This is a genomic window from Actinomycetota bacterium, from assembly GCA_019347575.1.
In the GTDB taxonomy this organism is placed as follows: Bacteria; Actinomycetota; Nitriliruptoria; order Nitriliruptorales; family Nitriliruptoraceae; genus JAHWKY01.
This window is the reverse complement of the sequence record JAHWKY010000011.1, coordinates 68,063-82,734: the sequence shown is the minus strand read 5'-3', so window position 1 is coordinate 82,734 and position 14,672 is coordinate 68,063. Positions and strand designations below refer to the sequence as shown.

The window sequence follows — 14,672 nt, the reverse complement described above, 5'->3', positions numbered from 1 at the left end:
CGCCCCGCCGTCACCTCACGCCCCGCCCAGTGCGGCCTCGAGGTCGGCGATGAGGTCGTCGACGTCCTCGATGCCGACCGAGTAGCGGATCAGCCCCTCGGGGATGCCCGCTTCCACCCGCTCCTGGTCGGTCAGCTCGACGTGACTGGTGGTCGCGGGAGGGCCGGCGATGGTCTCCACCTGGCCGAGGTTGGCGGCGAGGTACGCGTAGCGCAGGCGCGGCAGCACCGCGCGTACGCCCTCGAACCCGGTTCCGAGCTCGAAGGCGAGGACCCCACCGAACCCGCGCATCTGGGAGGCAGCGACGTCGTGGCGTGGGTGGCTGGCGAGACCCGGGTAGTGGACGGCGCTGACCGCCTCGTGGGACTCCAGCCAGGTCGCGATGGCCAGGGCGCTCGCGTTCTGGCGCTCGATGCGCAGGCCGAGGGTCTTGAGGCTGCGCAGCAGCAGCGCGGCGGCGTGGGCGTCGAGGCCGGTGCCGACGATCTCGCGGAAGCGGTAGACGCGCTCGACCAGTTCGTCGCTGCCTACCACGACCCCACCGAGCACGTCGCCGTGACCACCGAGGAACTTCGTCGCGCTGTGCACCACGAGATCGGCACCGAGCGCGAGTGGGTTCTGGTTGATCGGCGTCGCGAACGTGTTGTCGACCACGACCGTCGCACCGACCTGGCGCGCGGCGTTCGAGAGGCGCGCGAGGTCGAGCACCTTCACCGTGGGGTTCGTCGGCGACTCGAGGTACAGCAGGTCACAGCGCTCGGCGACGGCGGCCTCGACCGCGTCGTCCTCCGTGTCGCAGACGACACAGTCGATGCCGAAGCGCGGGAGGATGTCGGTGAACAGCAGGTAGCTGCCACCGTAGGCGTCCTTGACGCTGACCGCTCGGTCGCCGGGCGACAGCAGCGCCAGCAGCGTCGACGAGATGGCGGCCATGCCGGTGGTGAAGCTCGTGCCCGCCGGGGCGCCCTCGAGGGCCGCGACCTTGGCCTCGAGCCGGTCGGTGGTCGGGTTGGAGTTGCGGGCGTAGATGTGCCCGGGCTCACGGCCGAGCGCGACGTCGCGCCAGGTGTCCACGTCGGGGTACGCGAAGGCGGAGTTCGCGGCGATGGGCGGGACGATCGACCGCGTCGCCGCGTCCACCTCCTCGGTGAGGTGCACGGAACGGGTGGACGGTCCGGAGTGATCGCTCATCCCGGCCAGGCTACGCGTTGGGGGGAGGAGAAGGTCAGCCTCGGCGCCGCGCCCCGAACCCCACGGCGACGACGAGGAGCGCGGCCAACACGCTCGCGTTCCCGCCGGTCGCAGGCAACGGTGCCGGTGCGCTGGCGCGGGTGCCGTCGGTGGCTCCGTCGTCTCCGACGCCACCAGCGGGGCGGTCGCGCAGCGCGGCGACGACACCGCCGCAGCCGGGCTCGGGTTCGACGCCCTCGGGTGGGAACGCTTCGAGCGCCCCGAGGTAGAACAGCACCTGCTCCCACACGTGCGGCTGGCTGACGGTGGACACGATGTCGCCGTCCTCGTACAGCCACTCCTCGCCCATCACGTGGGTGCCCGGCTGGGCGTGCTCGGTGGCGATCCAGCGCAGTCCGGTGGTGACGCGCTCGCGCCACACGGGGTCGTCGCGTTTGGCCTTGGCGAGCGGGATGAGCCGCTTGGCCTCGTACAGCCCACGCAGCCTGTGCCCGCCCGCCTCGGGTTCGGCGAAGGTCGGCGCGATGGCGGACCACATCGCCTCGTAGTGGCTGTCGGCGAAGCGTGGGTGGTCGAGAGGGTGGAAGCACACCGGCCACACGATCTCGCCGTTGCCGTTGGCGTACGAGCCGTCGCCGTAGAGGTGTGTCTCGATGCCCGCACGGAGCTCGTCGCGGCGCGCGGCCCAGCGGTCGCGGTCGGCGTCCTCTCCCAGCGCCTCGGCAGCCCTGACCGCGGAGTCGAGCCCGAGGAACACCGGGCCGGCGCCATGGATGGTCTGGCGCGGCTCGGGGTTGTCGTCCTCGATGGCGATGCAGTGCAGGCCGTTCGTCGGGTCGACGCAGGCGGTGAGGAAGTCGGCGGCGCGCTGGATCGCGGGGTAGACCGCGCGCAGCTCGTCGACGTCACCGGTCGCGTCGTGGTGGTCCCAGAAGGCCCACAGCCCGTAGCCGGTCTCGTCGATCTCCCACGGGATGGGGCCGCCGACCACGCCGTCGGCGTAGTAGTTCATCGCCCAGTTGCCGGGCGGGACGATGCCCTGCTGGGTCGACTCGACGAACGGGTTGTCCTCGCCGAACCCTTCGCCCTTGCTCTGCAGGTTGGCGTACCAGCGGTTGCGCTGGTCGACCCAGTCGTGGTGGCCAATGAGGTCGAGGACGTGGTTGAAGAACGCCCCGTCGCGGATCCAGTCCTCGCCGTAGGGGCTCTGGGTCGCGATCGAGGCGACCACTGCCCCGGACCGCGGGTCGTAGGTCGACACCAGCGTCACCAGTGCCCGGCGAGCGAGCGCGAGAACGTCGGCATCATCGGTGTCGGGCCACGGGGCGTCGGCGAGGAGCACGTCGAACCAGGCGCGCTTGGCGGCGGCGACGTCATCGAGATCGCGGGTCCGGACCGCCTCGATCACCGCGGCGACCTCGGCCGCGTCGGCGCCGCCAGCGAACACAACGGTCTCGGTGCTGCTGCCGTCGGTGAGGTCGAGCGGCGCCATCAGCGCTCCGGTCGTCTGCCCGTCGTAGGTGTCGTTGCCTTGGAGGACCCCGTCCGCGGCGTCGTCGTAGGCGTCCTGGGTCGGGCCGGGCAGGCGTGCGTCGGGGGAGGCGTTGCCCTCGTAGGCGTCGCCGCCGACCTGGTGCTGATCCGACGCCCCGATCAGTGCCATGCCGACCGCGACGGTGCGCGCCTCGCCGACCGACGTGTCGACTCCTTCCTTGGTGTGCACGATCGCGTCGAGATCGGCGTCATAGACGGCGGTGTCGGTGTTGAGCTCCTCACCGCACCAGTCGAGCGCGGGGATGTAAGGGATCTTCGTCACGACGAGGTTGAGGTTCTCGAAGGCGACGAGGCTGGCCGCCGTGATCGGCGAGTCCGCGTCACGGTCGACGGTGACGCGGCGGAGGAACGCGTCGACGTCGTGGGCGACGACGTCCTCGACGGTGACGGTGAGGCCTCGCCCGTCGTCGCGGTAAGTGGTCGTGATGACGTCGTTGAGGTCGTCGGCGTGGACCTGTTGCGGCGACTCGAGGTCGGCGAGCCAGTCGGTCTGGGTGCCCGCCGAGCTCGTCGTCACGACTCCGAGGAACGCGCCCTCGTTGGGCAGCGCCCCGAACCTCGGTTCGTAGCGGCTGGAGGTGCGGTGCTTGATCTGGTCGTAGAACGACGGCCGCGGCCAGCGCAACACGGTCATCGTCCCGTCGCGCGCGACCCCCACCGCCATCCGCTGGTTGGCGGACTGGGCGTTGATGCGCGTGGGGCCGAAGATCTCGCCGGAGGGACCGGGGCGTGCGACCTGCTGGAAGCAGTCGTTCCAGGTCGGGACCGGCGGGTCCTGTGCCGCCGGCGGATCCTGTGCCGCCGTCGGCGCCGCCGTCAGCGCTCCGACTGCCGCCGCCACCGCGAGCGCCCCGACGAACTTGAACACGAAGCTAAGCCGTGCCGGCGACGTGCTCGAGCTCGGTGAGGGCGGTCTCGAGGTGCTCGAGCAGGTGCTGCAGGTGGGGGACGGAGCGGCGGCAGCCGGTCAGGCCGAAGCCCATCTGGTCGACGTAGCTCGAGACGGTGATGTTGAGCGCCTGCCCGTCGATCGGGATCGAGACGGGGTACATGCCGTCGAGTTCGGCGCCGTTCCAGTACAGCCGCTCGCGCGGGCCCGGGACGTTGGAGATGATGAGGTTGAAGGGCGGCCTGCGTAGCGGCGGGAAGCGGTAGAGCGGTCCGAGTCCGAGCCCGGCGAAGCTCGCGCTGCTCAGGAGCAGCACGGCCGTCGGATTGAGACCCTCCAGCCGCAGCTTGCCGGCCCGCATCGATCGCCGGACCAGGGTGAAGCGCTCCTCCGGGTCGTCGAGGTGGGTCGCGAGGTTGCACAGGACGAGCCCGACAAGGTTGCCGGCGTCCTCGGTGTCGTCGTCGCCGTGCAGCGAGACCGGGACCATGGCCACGAGCGGTCCGTCGGGCAGGCCGTCGAGTTCGATGAGGTAACGGCGCAGCGCCCCGGCCGACATGCCCATGACGACATCGTTGATGGTCGCGTCGAGGGCCTTGGCGACCCCCCGGATGCGCTCGAGCGACCATCCGTCCGCCGCGAAGCGTCGCGCCCCGGTGATGGGCACGTTCAGCGGGGACCGCGGGGCGCGGTAGGGCAGGGCGGCCGCCTCGTCGCGGAACCCCTCGACGATCGAACGCACGGCTGCCTCGGTGGCACCGGCTACGCCCCGTACCCCCTCGGTGACCGCGGACGCGGCTCCGAGCAGCGACGCCAGCGGCCCCGCGCGCGGCGGTCCTCCGGCGTCACGGGGCGGGTGGTTGCGAGGCGGCGCGAACGGCGGTGGCATGTCGCGCTCGTCGGCGTCGGTGGACAGCGACCGTTCCAGCAGGCGCATGGCGGAGACGCCGTCGACGAGCGCGTGGTGGATCTTGGTGTACATCGCGTAGCGACCGTCGGCGAGGCCCTCGATGAGGTGGGCCTCCCACAGCGGTCGGTGGCGGTCGAGCAGGGTGCCGTGCAGCCGCGAGGTCAGCGCGAGCAGCTCGCGCACCCGTCCGGGGTTGGGTAGGGCGGAGTGCCGCACGTGGTACTCGAGGTCGAGTTTGGGGTCGTCCTCCCACGCCCACCACCCCAAACCGCCGACCCGGACGGGGCGCCGGCGCAGCTTGCGGTGCACCTCGCCGTGCTGGATCGCGGCGCGGTGGACCTCGCCGACGTGGTCGGGCCCGGCATCGGGTGGGGGCTTGAACAGCTGCAGCCCGCCGACGTGCATGGGGCGTTCGCGCGCCTCGGCGAGCAGGAAGACGGCGTCGGTGACGGGCACGAAGGCCACGGGCATCCCTCCGCCCGCCACCCTACTCCGTGCCGGTCAGCTCGACTCCTCCTCGGGATCGGGGACCGGCTCGTAGCGCAGCGCGTCGCCGAGGTTGGAGTTGCCCTCGAGGAACTCGATGGCATCGATGTCGTCCGAGCCGGGTCCCGTGTAGCGCAGGATGTAGAGGCCGTTGCGGAGGTCGAGGGCGTAGATCAGCCCGTCCTCGATGACGGGGAAGCTCCACATGACGACCTTGTCGATGCCCAGGCTCAGCGCCGGGTCCTCGGTGACGACCACCGGCAGCGGCTCGGGCTTGAACTTGCCGACCCGCTGCGGGTCTGCCGGGTCGGAGATGTCGATCATCCGCACCCAGCCCCATGGGCAGCCGTGGTCCTGGCCGGTGACGGGGTCGAGCGCGTCGCCGTAGACCTCGTCGGTGACGAGCACGACGTCCCGGCTCGGGACCTTGTAGGCCGGGTGCGCCCCCGGGTCGCTCCACCACACCCGGTCCCGTGGGTCGACGACGAGGTCGATGACCGGGTTGGGCTCGCCGGCGGCGACTAGCGGCGTGGACCGACGTGAGGGACCCGGCTGGGAGCACCGCGCTCAGCGCACCGGCGCCCCACGCCGGCGGTACACGACGAAGGCGTCGACCTCGCCGAACTGGAGGTAGTTGCGCTGGAAGTGGTCGGTCTGCATCGCGGGCGCTTCGAACGGCCACGCCGGGTCGTGCACGAGCCAGTAATCGGGCTCGAACGCCTCTAGCCACCAGGCCAGATCGCCCCGGCCGAGGTGTTCGGCGGCCCGGTCTGACAGCAACCCGAGGTAGTCGACGATGGGGTTGGGGACGTGGTAGCCGAGCCCGCCGATCTCGGTCGCTGCGATCGACGCGCCTGCCGGGACCTGCTCGCGGAACCACGCGGCGGCCGCGACGTAACCCGGGACCGGCTTGTCGTCAGGGGTGGCCCGGATGCCGGTCACCGCCAGCGCCCCGACGACCACCCCGGTGAGGACCAGGGCGGCCCCGCCTCGCCGGATCAGGTCCGCGACGCCGAGCGCGGCGACGAGAACGGCGGCGTGCACCGGTGTGGCGTAGTACCAGTGGTAGGCGGGCACCTGGAACACCAGCCCGTACGCGACGACGACTCCCGCCGCCAGTGCCGCGATCGTGATCACGCCGGGCGTGACGAGGAGGCGGCGTACCGGTGCCGCCAGATCGCGCCCGTGGCGGTGAACCAGGGTCGTGGCGCCAACCGCCGCAGCGACGCCGAGGAGCGCCAGGATGGCGAGCGCCCAGAGGCCGAACCGGAACTTGTTGGCGATGTCCACGAAACCGCGTAGGTACATCAGACCCTCGCCCCAGAACCCCGACCGAGCCTGAGCGATCTTGGCGGTCAAGGTGCCCGGCAGCGGAGTGCCGAACAGCGCCGCCGCGTACGCCGCCCACGCCGCGAGGGGGACGACGGCCGCGGCGGCGAACCGGACCGGGGCGCGGCGATCACGCAGCCACAACTGGGCAGCGAGCACGAGGACGAGCAGGACGCCCTCGCCCCGCACCAGCCCCAGCGCCCCGGCCACCGAACCGGCCACGACGTGGTGCCGTTCACGCGCCGCGAGCACGGCCACCGACGTGAGCGCGACGAACAACCACGACTCCATCCCGCGCGTCGACCCCAACCACGGGGACGTGAGCAGCAGCAGTGCCGCCAGACCCGCTACCACCGGTCGGTCCCGTCCGACGATGCGGTAGGTGGCCCAGCCGGCGACGAGCATCGAGCCGACCATCACGAGGTCACTCGCGGTCTCAACCGAACGGACCGCGAGCGCCACCAGCGCGACGAGCCCGACGAACAGCGGCGAGGTCATGCCGTCCGCCGAGACCGCGCCGACGTTGTAGACCCACCCGTGTCCCGCCGCGAGGTTCTCGGCGTAGCGGAGGTGGATGAACGCGTCGTCGGGGAGGAAGGGGCCGACCGCGAGGTAGGCGGCGACGGTCGCTCCGACGATCGCGACCCACCCCGGCCAGGGCACGCCAGCGAGCGTCCACGGGGCGGGTGCCGCAGGTCTCACAGGAGGTCAGCGGCGACCAGCGACACGACCGCCCACACCGTCAGGGCCCCCCCGATGATCACGCGCAGCCACAGCCCGATCCAGTGCCCGGTGGTCACCGGCGGCGGGTCGTCGAGTTCCTCCTCGCCGGGCCACCGCCCCGTGCGCCGGTACCTCACGAGGGCCGCGAGCGTCCCAACCGTCAGGGCGGCGCCGATCGCCCCGAGCCCCCCGACGATGAGGAACTGCAAGGACTCCACCCGGCTACACCGGCGTCGGCGGCGGAGGCGGCGCCGGCGCACCTCCGCCGTTCCCGCCCGGCCCGGCGTAGCCAGCGGGCTGGCGTGCGAGGTTGGCGAACTTCGTGAGGTGGTTGAGGAAAGCCAGTCGGACCGTGCCGGTGGGACCGTTGCGGTGCTTGGAGATGATCAGCTCCGCGACGCCGCGGTCGGGGGAGTTCTCGTCGTAGACCTCGTCGCGGTAGATGAACCCCACGATGTCCGCATCCTGCTCGATCGAGTTGTGCACGACGATGCCGTTGGCGACGAAGTTGTGCACGCCCGGCACGGTGGCGTCGAAGACCTCCCTCGTGCCGAGGGCATCGATCCGCCCGATGAGGTCCCACGTCATCCCGACGCGTGGGGGGGCCAGCAGCGCGCCGGACTCGGAGGGGGTCCGGTCCACCGACCCCTGGGGCTCCGTGACGACGAGGTGTGACCCGATCACGAGCTGGTCGAGACGGCGCCAGCCCTTCGGGGTGAGGAACGGGTGGTTCGCGCTCGCCTCGATCGCGCGGCCCGACGCGAGCGTCAGCCGGTAGACCCGCTTGATCCCGCTGGAGAAGGCGTGCGTCATCGTCGCGGTCACCATCTCGCCGTCCGCATCGACGGCGACGACGTCGATGTCACGCACCTGCCGCTGCGCGAGGTCGCCGATGGCGGCGGTGCTCCCGTCCGCGAGCAGCACGACCGACTCGGACACCAGGCAGCCGGACTCGCGGAGGTCGGCGAGTTGGGGACGCTTGTCGGTGCGGTTCTCGGGCTGACGCGAGAGCTGGCTCAACGCCATGACCGGGACATCGAGCTCCTTGGCGAGCATCTTGAGACCGCGGGAGATCTCGGAGACCTCCTGGACGCGGTTCTCGACCCGGCGGTGAGACTGCATCAGCTGGAGGTAGTCGACGACGATCAGCTCGAGGCCGTGACGCTGCTTGAGGCGACGCGCCTTGGAACGGATCTCCATCAGGGTGATCGACGGCGTGTCGTCGATGAACAGCGGGGCGGTCGACAGCTTGCCGAGCGCGTCGCCGAGCTTGCGCCAATCGTGGTCCTGCAGCCGCCCCGTCCGCAGCCGCGACGAATCGATGCTCGCTTCAGCAGCGAGCAGGCGCTGCACGATCTCCTGCTTGCTCATCTCGAGGCTGAAGATGACCGCGGGCTTGCCCAGCTCAGAGGCCACGTAGTGCGTGACGTTGAGTGAGAGCGAGGAGTTGTGGACGATGATGTCGTTGGCGACGAAGTTGTGCAGACCGGGCACCTCGAGGTCGTAGACCCGCTCCTCACCAGCGGGCTCGATCCTCACGATCTCGTCCCAGTACACGTCGGAACCGGCGAGGTCGCGCAACGGCTGGCTGTCGAGAGCTTCCGCCAGCTCACCGACCAGCCGTCGCGAGGGACGACGCTTCCCGACGTGCCAGTTGTGGTCGCGCGGGCGTCCGGTGGTCTCGCTGACATCGGCCCAGGGCCGGTCACCCTTCTCGGCGAGGATCAGCGCCCACACCTCGATCGGCAGCAGGTCGACGTTGGTCTCACGCAGCCCTCTTCGCTGCTCGATCACGGCCATGACCGCGGCGCACTGTTCCGCCTTCGAGAAGATCCCGATCTCCTCGATGAAGCGGCGACAGTTCGCGGCATCGCGGATCTCGACCTCGAACGCGCGTCGGCGCTCGTCGCCGCACCTGACCTGCCGTTCGCGGATGCGAGCGATGATCCCGAACCGCAACAACAGGTGCTGGAGGTCGTGCGCCAGTCGCTCCGACACGGTCGCGTAGCTGATGCCGAAGTACCCGTGGTCCTTGGCGACCCAGGCGGATCCGCCACAGGCGTACAACCGCGACAGGAAGGTCGCGATCTGTTCGGTCGGGTAGCGGAACACCGCATCGGGGACGAACTTGTCGTGTGAGCCCTTCCCCCACAGCCCCAGCTCCTCGAGCCGCTCACGCAGGAAGTTGCGGGGCGACTCACGGCCGTGCGCCGGTCTCAGTGCGAGGGTGCGGACACCGTTGTCAGCGCGCGACGCGGCCTTCACCCGGACGCCGAAGTTGGCGACGCACGAGCGGATATCGGCCTCGATGGCAGCGCTGGTGGTCGTCACGATCGGGACGCGATCGGTGAGTGCCCCGTCCCCGAGGAGGTATCCGAGCAGCTTCGCCTCGGCATCAGGCCCTGCCTCCTGACCGCGGGCGTGGACGACACGAGGCACCGCGATGAGATCGCCTGTGTTGAGGTCGCCCAGTTCGCGCCAGCCCTGGTAGGTCAGGAACGGGTGGTTGGCGGTCACGCGGATACGGCGACCTAGCCGGGTACGCACGTCGAACACGGCCTGCACACCGTTGTAGACGCCTGCCGCGACCGGAACGTGGTGGAGGCGACGATCGGGACCGTGGGCCTCCACGTGGAACCCGTCGAGACCCTCCACAACCTCTCGTACGGACCTCCGCGCCCCCGTCTTGCTATCAGTGATAAGCCCGCTACTTTCTGCGATGCACTTCCCCATCGAGGGTCTCGCGGCGATGATCACAAGGTTCTGCGGCTGCAGGCCGGCGGTGAGGCGGTCGAGGTCGTTGAAGCCGGTCGCGAGCCCGGTGACCTCGGAGCGGTTCTCGGCGAGCTGCTCGATGCGCTCGAACGACTCGTTGAGCAGATCCTTGAGCTGGGCGTACTCGGAGGTGTGGCCGGTCTGGCCGATTTCGTAGATCAGCGCCTCGGCGCGGTCGACCGTGAGGTTGACGTCGTCGCCAGCGTCGTAGCCCATCTGCACGACCTTGGTGCCGGCGTCGATGAGCGCACGCAGGATCGCCTTCTCGCGCACTATGCGGGCGTAGTGCGCCGCGTTCGCCGCGGTCGGCACGGCGGCGACGAGGTCGTGGATGGCCGACGCCCCGCCGACCTCCTCGAGCTTGCCGCGCTTGGTCAGCCAGTCGAGCAGCGTGATCGCGTCGATCGGCTCACCGCGCGCGAACAGGTCGTAGATGCCCTCGAAGACGGTGCGGTGGGCCGAGCGGTAGAAGTCCTTGGCACGGACCAGCTCCATGACCTCGGCCGCCGCGGCGCGCGACAGCACCGCGGCACCGAGCACCGAGACCTCGGCCTCCAGCGACGCCGGGGGCACGCGGTCGTAGCGCCCACCGGGTCCGGACTGGCCGTTGCCGGTGGGTGGAGGGGTTGGCGGGGGAAGGTCGCCGGGTCGTGCGGGGTCACGGGGTTCCGTGCCCACGGGGGCTCCTTCCCGCGTTACGCCGGGGCGTCCTCCGGCTGTTCGATGGGCTCGTCACTGGCCGCCGCCGGGGCGGCCGCGTCGGTCCGCGGCGCCTCGTCGCGGGCCGCCTCGTCGGTGGTGGCTTCGCTCTCGGTCGCGTCGGTTCCGGGCTCGCCCTCGGCCGCCTCGTCGCCCTCGAGCTGCGCGGCCGCCTCGAGCGCAGCCTCCTCGATCGAGCGCTCCTCGGCCGCCTTGGCGCCGGCGAGCGATTCGACGGTGACCTCGCCCTCCTGGTCCACGACCTCGACCTCCACGGTGGCGCTGACCTGGGGGTGGACGTGGATCTCGACCTCGTAGGTCCCGATCTGCTTGATCGGCGTCTTGAGGTCGATGCGGCGCCGCTCGATGTCGTGGCCACGCGCCTTGAGCACGGTGCGGACGTCCTCGGCGCGGACGGAGCCGTACAGGTGCCCGGCCTCGTCGACGCGTACCGGGATGCGCAACGTGCGCGCCTCGAGGGCGTTCTTGGCCGCCTCGGCCGACCCGAGGGTCTTGGCCTCGCGCGCCTTGCGTGAGCGCGTCAGCGCCGCGGCCTCCTTCATCGCGCCGGGGGTCGCCTTGATGGCGAGCCCCCGCGGGATGAGGTAGTTGCGGCCGTAGCCGTCGGCGACGTCGACGACGTCCCCGGGCAGCCCGAGGTTGTCGACCTCCGCCTTCAGGACGATCTTCATGCGATCACCTCGCTCAGCGCGCGATGTAGGGCAGCAGCGCCATCTCGCGGGCGTTCTTGATCGCCGCCGCGAGCTGCCGCTGATGCTGCGCGCAGGCACCCGTCGTGCGCCGCGCCTTGATCTTGGCGCGCTCGTTCAGGTAGTGCTTGAGCGTCGCCAGATCCTTGTAGTCGATGTACTCGATGCTGTCCTGGCAGAAGCGGCAAGCACGCTGCCGCTGCTGCCGACGGCGCTTCCGTCGAGCCATAGATGTGTCTCGCTTTCGTGATCAGAAGGGGACGTCGTCGGACGGTGGAGGCACGCTGCCACCGTCGCCGTTGCCGTAGTTGGCACCGGCACTGGCACCGGCACCGACGTTGCTGCTGGGACGGTTGGTCTTCTCCACGGTCGCGCGGGCCCAGCGCAGGCTCGGCGCGATCTCGTCGGCCTCGATCTCGGTGACCCAGACCGTCTGGTTGTCCTTGTTCTCGTACGATCGCGTCTTCAGCCGACCGATCACGATCGCCCGATCGCCCTTGTGCAGCGTCTCGGCCGTGTTCTCGGCGAGCTCGCGCCACGCGTTGACGTCGATGAAGATCGTCTCCTCGCGCTGCTGGCCGTCCTGTCCCGTCCAGCGCCGGCTGGACGCGATGCGCAGTCCGACGACCGGGACGCCACTGCCCGTGAAGCGCAGTTGGGGCTCGTCGACCAGGTTGCCGATCATTGTCACGAAGTTGTTCTCGTAGGCCACCGCGGGCTCCTCTCGCTCGCTGCTCTCCGGCTCGGCCGGGTTCGTCTGCTCCCGCGGCCCGGCGGGCCACGGGGTGCGGAGCAGGCTCAGGCGCTCTTGCTGCGGTGAACGTGGGCCTCGGGGCGCACGGTCAGGAAGCGCAGGACGTTGTCGCTGATGCGCAGCTGGCGTTCGATCTCGACCTTGGCTTCGACCGACAGCTCGACATCGAAGATCACGTACCACCCGTAGTTCTGGTGGTCGATCTCGTAGGCGAACTTGCGCTTCCCCCAGTCAGCCTCGTCCACGATCCGACCCTCGAGTTGCTCCACGAGGTCACGGATGCGCTGGACGACGCCCTGGGCGCCTTCCTCGTCCAGTTCGTCGCGGATGATCACCATCATCTCGTAGCGACGCATGGCACCTCCTCTGGTCCATGGGCCCCCCTCGGTCGCGACCGCGCGGCGCCCGTGGACGCGCGCGCCACCGCCGGTAGGGGCAGGGGTGCGGCCCGCTCACCATCCCTCTCGGGGAAGGCCGGCCGGTGGGCGGCCGGGACGGGATCGGGGGTCCGCCGGGGCGGACCGGTGATCCCGGAGCGGGACCGCGCGACGGTACCGGACCGTCCGCGCTCCACACAACCGCAACCGTAGGTCGGGGGTGCGACACGCGATACGGCGCGCGCTCAGCGCCTGTGGATTTCCGGGGGAGGCGGGTCAGCCGCCCATCCAGGGCGGCCCGAACAGCACCAGCGCCCCGAACGTCGTCGCCGAGCCGACCACGGCGAGCGTGGCGACCACCAGGAGCACGGGGCGGTCGGGATCCCCGCCGCCGGGGAAGGCCACCGCGACCTCGTCACCCGCCGGGTCGTCGCTGCCCTCGCCGGGCTCGGGGAAGGGCTCGAACTCGATCTCGCTGGGCGACACCCCATCGGTGGGGCTCGGGTCCGGTTCGGGGCCGAGCGGCAGCTGCCGCGGCGGAGGCGGAGGAGGTGGTGGGGGTGGCGGCTCGTGGACGAACGGCGGCTCCGACGGCGGCTCCGTCGAGGGGTCCTCGGTCGGCTCCTCGGTCGGTTCGGTGGTCGGCTCCTCGGTCGGCTCCGTCGATGGCGTCGGCGCCGGCGTCCGGCTCGGCGTGGGCGTGGGCGAAGGCGTCTCGGTGGTCTCGGACTCCGTCGGGAGATCGGGCGAGGTCGGGCTGGGCGAGGGCTGTGCCCCCGTCACCCGGACGGTCCCCCGCATGTCGTAAGTGCTGACGTGGACGCGGCACCAGTAGCGGAAGTCCCCGGACTTGGAGAACGCCCGCTCGTAGGTGTCGCCAGTGCCCCCGCACGCCTCGCGGTTCGTGATCCCGCAGCCGGGGTGACTGTCCTCCCCGTCCTCGAAGGTGACGCTGTGGTCGCCGGTTCCGGTCCAGATCCACTCCACCGTCTGGCCCGTAGCGACCTCGACGACCTCCGGAGTGTAGGCGTTGTCCTCGACCTGGACCGTGGCGGCTGGTGCCTCCGCCGACAGCGCGAACGGCACCACCGACAGGGCAGCGATCGCCGATGCCAACAGCAGAACGGCACCCAGAGTACGCGCGGACGACATACGCCGGACGGTACCTGGGCACGGCCGCGACACGCGACCGGGCCCCCCCGCAGCTTCAGCTGCGCAGGCGCGGGAGCAGCTCACCCTTCGCGAAGGCCAGGAACCCGGTCTGGTCGGGACCGACCTGGTGGAAGGCGACGTGGTCGCAGCCGGCATCGAGGTAGGTGCTGACGCTGTCGGCGTACGGCTCGGGGTCGGGGCCGACCGGCGAGCTCCCGACGGCCTCCTCGGTCGAGGCGTGGGCGCTGGCGTCCTCGAACCCCGACGGTGTCGGCAGCTCGGCGGACACGTCCCAGCCCACCACGGTCTGCGGCCAGCGCTCCCGCATCGTGTCGCGCCCCGCCTCCTCCGAGTCGGCCCAGCAGCACGTGATCTGCCCGTAGACCGGTCCCTCGCCACCCGCATCCCGGTAGGCACCGATGAGGTCCGCGTCCGGCGACGTCGTGACGAGGGCTGCACCCACGTCGGCAGCGACCCGTGCTGCCGACTCGCCACCCGCCGCCAGTGCGATGGGCGGAGGGGACGACGGCAGCGTGTAGAGCCGGGCGCGATCGACCGTGAAGTGCCGGCCACGGTGGCTGACCTCGTCGCCCTCGAACAGGGCCCGGACGATCGCGATGGCCTCTTGGACCATCTCCAGGCGCGTGACCGGATCCGGCCACGCGCCACCGACCACGTGCTCGTTGAGCAACTCCCCCGATCCGAGCCCGAGGGTGAGACGATCGGGTGCGAGCTCCGCGACGGTCGCGGCCATCTGGGCGACGAGCGCCGGGTGGTAGCGCTTGATGGGGCAGGTGACCGCCGTGAGCAGCGGGAGGTCGGTCGTCACCGCGAGCGCCCCGAGGATCGACCACGCGAACGGGCTGTGGCCCTGGGTGTCCGTCCAGGGGTGGAAGTGGTCGGAGATGGACAGGTAGTCGAAGCCGTGGTCCTGCGCCGCCGGGGCGTGCCGGATCAGGTCGCTTCCGGGATGCTCCTCGCAGATGAGCGCGTAGCCGATCACGGGTGATCCTCCTCTTCGCGGACGCGGCCGAGGAGGGTTGTGCGCCACAGCTGCGCACAGGCCTCCTCTAGCACACCGTGCAAGACGCACGTCTCCGGTGCGGCCGTCGGCACCCACCGG

The 14,672-nt window shown here is 71.0% G+C and carries 13 protein-coding genes; all 13 read right to left on the bottom strand.

Going from position 1 to position 14,672, the window contains the following annotated elements; translation table 11 throughout:
- Window positions 1-15: 15 nt before the first annotated feature.
- Window positions 16-1,191 (bottom strand): aminotransferase class I/II-fold pyridoxal phosphate-dependent enzyme, encoded by a 1,176-nt coding sequence (locus KY469_09245; protein MBW3663270.1) that lies wholly within the window; start codon window positions 1,189-1,191, stop codon window positions 16-18.
- 34 nt (window positions 1,192-1,225) lie between these two features.
- A complete protein-coding gene (locus KY469_09240) occupies window positions 1,226-3,613 on the bottom strand; it encodes a hypothetical protein (GenBank protein MBW3663269.1) in 2,388 nt (795 codons plus the stop codon).
- Window positions 3,614-3,617: 4 nt separating this feature from the next.
- Window positions 3,618-5,015: a wax ester/triacylglycerol synthase family O-acyltransferase gene (locus KY469_09235; protein ID MBW3663268.1), complete on the bottom strand. Its 1,398-nt coding sequence runs from the start codon at window positions 5,013-5,015 to the stop codon at window positions 3,618-3,620.
- Between the two features lie 30 nt (window positions 5,016-5,045).
- On the bottom strand, window positions 5,046-5,495 hold the full coding sequence (locus KY469_09230; protein MBW3663267.1) for a hypothetical protein: 450 nt from the start codon (window positions 5,493-5,495) through the stop codon (window positions 5,046-5,048).
- Window positions 5,496-5,597: 102 nt separating this feature from the next.
- Window positions 5,598-7,022 carry a hypothetical protein gene (locus tag KY469_09225; GenBank protein ID MBW3663266.1) on the bottom strand — a complete coding sequence of 475 codons (1,425 nt, stop codon included), beginning with the start codon at window positions 7,020-7,022 and terminating at the stop codon, window positions 5,598-5,600.
- Between the two features lie 35 nt (window positions 7,023-7,057).
- Window positions 7,058-7,300: a hypothetical protein gene (locus KY469_09220; GenBank protein ID MBW3663265.1), complete on the bottom strand. Its 243-nt coding sequence runs from the start codon at window positions 7,298-7,300 to the stop codon at window positions 7,058-7,060.
- Window positions 7,301-7,304: 4 nt separating this feature from the next.
- The gene (gene dnaB / locus KY469_09215; protein ID MBW3663264.1) at window positions 7,305-10,535 is read right to left on the bottom strand and encodes a replicative DNA helicase; all 3,231 of its coding nucleotides are present in this window, start codon (window positions 10,533-10,535) and stop codon (window positions 7,305-7,307) included.
- 17 nt (window positions 10,536-10,552) lie between these two features.
- Window positions 10,553-11,248, bottom strand: a complete 696-nt coding sequence (gene rplI / locus KY469_09210) for a 50S ribosomal protein L9 (protein ID MBW3663263.1) — start codon at window positions 11,246-11,248, stop codon at window positions 10,553-10,555.
- A 13-nt stretch (window positions 11,249-11,261) separates the two neighbouring features.
- Window positions 11,262-11,495 (bottom strand): 30S ribosomal protein S18, encoded by a 234-nt coding sequence (rpsR, locus tag KY469_09205; GenBank protein ID MBW3663262.1) that lies wholly within the window; start codon window positions 11,493-11,495, stop codon window positions 11,262-11,264.
- A gap of 21 nt (window positions 11,496-11,516) precedes the next feature.
- A complete protein-coding gene (gene ssb / locus KY469_09200; GenBank protein MBW3663261.1) occupies window positions 11,517-11,978 on the bottom strand; it encodes a single-stranded DNA-binding protein in 462 nt (153 codons plus the stop codon).
- A gap of 86 nt (window positions 11,979-12,064) precedes the next feature.
- Complete coding sequence (gene rpsF / locus KY469_09195) at window positions 12,065-12,376, bottom strand: 30S ribosomal protein S6 (GenBank protein MBW3663260.1); 312 nt, start codon at window positions 12,374-12,376, stop codon at window positions 12,065-12,067.
- 297 nt (window positions 12,377-12,673) lie between these two features.
- Window positions 12,674-13,513: a hypothetical protein gene (locus KY469_09190; GenBank protein ID MBW3663259.1), complete on the bottom strand. Its 840-nt coding sequence runs from the start codon at window positions 13,511-13,513 to the stop codon at window positions 12,674-12,676.
- A gap of 91 nt (window positions 13,514-13,604) precedes the next feature.
- Window positions 13,605-14,552 (bottom strand): TIGR03557 family F420-dependent LLM class oxidoreductase, encoded by a 948-nt coding sequence (locus KY469_09185; protein MBW3663258.1) that lies wholly within the window; start codon window positions 14,550-14,552, stop codon window positions 13,605-13,607.
- Window positions 14,553-14,672 lie beyond the last annotated feature (120 nt).